We start from the raw sequence: 2,080 nt of genomic DNA, 5'->3' as shown, positions 1-2,080 counted from the left end.
GTGGAGTATCGGGTTCATCCACGAACAGCGGGCAGCCACGGGGGCTGGAAACAGCGAGAGCCTCCGACCGATTTCGCTGGTCAGAGGCTCTCAACAACTGCGGTGGGTGTGGGATTTGAACCCACGGTGACTCTCGCCACGACGGTTTTCAAGAACGTGCGCGCGTTTGGTGGGATAGGCGTCTGACCTGCCAATATCCGGCCAGTCGCCAGGGGCACACGCCCCGGTGGTCCACACCTGGTCCACCGGCTCCGGCTCACGTCTTGGATATCCGGCACTGGACTGCTCCTGCCAGACGTCACCCGCGCGGGTGTGGGGCTTCTAGAGCTGCCGTCCCGGTACGTGGACCACGCTACGCTGCCGCCCATGGCTGAGGCATTCGTCTCCGGTGACGGCCACCGCGCGTGCGGCATCTGTCCGTCGCGGCTCTTCCCGCTCGGCGAGTTCGACGTGGCCGAGCGTCCGTCACGTGAGTGCCCCTTCAGTCCCGAGGACGGCCACAGATACACCCTGCGTGGTGTGCCTGTCTGCGTTCACCCGGAAAAGGTGGGGCTACCGCCCGCGCCGTACAAGACAGATGGTGTGGCTCTGCTGGCGGATGTCGCGCTGCCCGATGACGTCGCCGACCTCGATGAGTACCTGCGTGAGCTGGTGCACGGCGCAGCACTTGGTGCGCTGGAGCTGCTGATCGACCAGGCAGACCGCGAGATCCGGCGTGCCTTCCCGGAGGTCGACGCGACTTTGGCGCTACGCCGTGCCTTCAACTAGAGCTCCTAGCTCGCCATGGGGAATCCGGGAGCGAAGCGGCGGCCACCGTCAAGGACCCCGAGTACGGGGAGCTCTGGAAGGCGGCACGGCTCGCAGTGCTGTCGGACTCCGAAGCGGCCTCACCCTTGGCGAGGGTGCCCTACTCGCTGCGGCATGCGGGCGTGTCGCTCTGGCTTGAGTCGGGGGTCTCCCCGGCAGAGGTCGCCCGTCGCGCGGGCCACAGCATCGCGGTCCTCTTTCGCTTCTACGCGAAGGCCATCCACCGCAGTCAGGAACGGTCGAACCGCCAGATTGAGCGGGCTCTTGAGGCAGCAGAGGAAGAAGACTGACGCCGGTCCCACGCGCTCCGTTAGGCGCCGTCCTTCGCCCACGGGCAGGACGGCGTCCTTGCAGTTCTCGGACCTCAATTCTTGCTCAGAAGATCACCCACGGCCTTCACCCAGGGCAATCACTCCCGTACTTTCAGCTGATCGGCCGCCCAATAGGGGCGGCTCATCGGGGAAGGTGCCTCGTGGGCACCAGAACAAGCAAGGGCCTGCTGATTCCGGCAGCGACCTTTCTGCTTTTTGCGGGGCTGACCACTCCTGCACTGGCAGACGCATCCAGCCCAGAACCCATAGTCGGTAGCTCCGGAGACTCGGAGGACACTGCCGTTCAGCCCGGTCCGCCAGCCGAGCCGGAAGAGACGGATCTCATTGAGGTCCAGGACCCCGGCGCCCCGGTTGAGGGGGGAGAGTTGCCGCCTGGGAAGGCCGACCCTGCTCCGGGTTCCGAGCACTGCACACCGGGCGGTGTCTACCGGCCCACCAGCAAGGGCGGCAAGTTTCACAAGGGCGTTGGGCCGACGAATGCCAACTACAACGGCACGAGTCGCACCGCGAAGTCCAGGTTCGAGGCCGAAGTCAGCGGCAAGGTCGGAGTGTCGGTCTCCGCCGGGCTCAAGGTGAAGGTCAGCACGCTGGTGCATGAACTTGAGGGCGAGTTCAACGTCAACCTGTCGGTCGAACTGGCCGCGAAAATGGGCAACGTCATCACTGTGGACACCCCTTCCAAGAGGACCACGCATGCCAAGTACGGGGTCTACCGGCTGAAGCACAAGGGCAAGAGCTACTCCTACTACAGCAATTGCTCGACAACCACGAAGAAGACGATCACCAGCTACTCCCCTTACCGGGTGGGCTGGTACATCTGGGAGAGCTGATGCCCAACAGCGCCAAGCGGGCAACTCTCCGCAAGGCAAGCTGCGCCACCGGGGCACTGCTGGTGAGTGTCATTCTTGGCGGTTGCTCCGGAGAAGATGACTCGTCGAAGC

At 64.7% G+C, this 2,080-nt stretch carries 3 protein-coding genes; all 3 read left to right on the top strand.

Annotation, left to right across the window (positions count from 1 at the left end; translation table 11 throughout):
• Positions 1 to 366 precede the first annotated feature (366 nt).
• The 3 genes from ACZ5CR_RS43985 (at position 367) to ACZ5CR_RS43975 (ending at position 1,969) form a co-directional block, all read left to right on the top strand.
• A complete protein-coding gene (locus ACZ5CR_RS43985) occupies positions 367 to 768 on the top strand; it encodes a hypothetical protein (protein WP_468868937.1) in 402 nt (133 codons plus the stop codon).
• A gap of 134 nt (positions 769 to 902) precedes the next feature.
• The gene (locus ACZ5CR_RS43980; RefSeq protein ID WP_468868933.1) at positions 903 to 1,097 is read left to right on the top strand and encodes a hypothetical protein; all 195 of its coding nucleotides are present in this window, start codon (positions 903 to 905) and stop codon (positions 1,095 to 1,097) included.
• 182 nt (positions 1,098 to 1,279) lie between these two features.
• On the top strand, positions 1,280 to 1,969 hold the full coding sequence (locus ACZ5CR_RS43975) for a hypothetical protein (RefSeq protein WP_468868931.1): 690 nt from the start codon (positions 1,280 to 1,282) through the stop codon (positions 1,967 to 1,969).
• The last annotated feature ends 111 nt before the right edge of the window (positions 1,970 to 2,080 follow it).

The organism is Streptomyces sp. NPDC031274 (genome assembly GCF_055570235.1).
Note: the sequence above shows the minus strand (reverse complement) of the source record. Positions and strands in the feature narration are given on the sequence as shown.

What these genes read in the sequence shown, in the direction of transcription:
- ACZ5CR_RS43985 (WP_468868937.1), top strand. Translation starts at nt 367, where the DNA reads ATGGCTGAGGCATTCGTCTCCGGTGACGGCCACCGCGCGTGCGGCATC.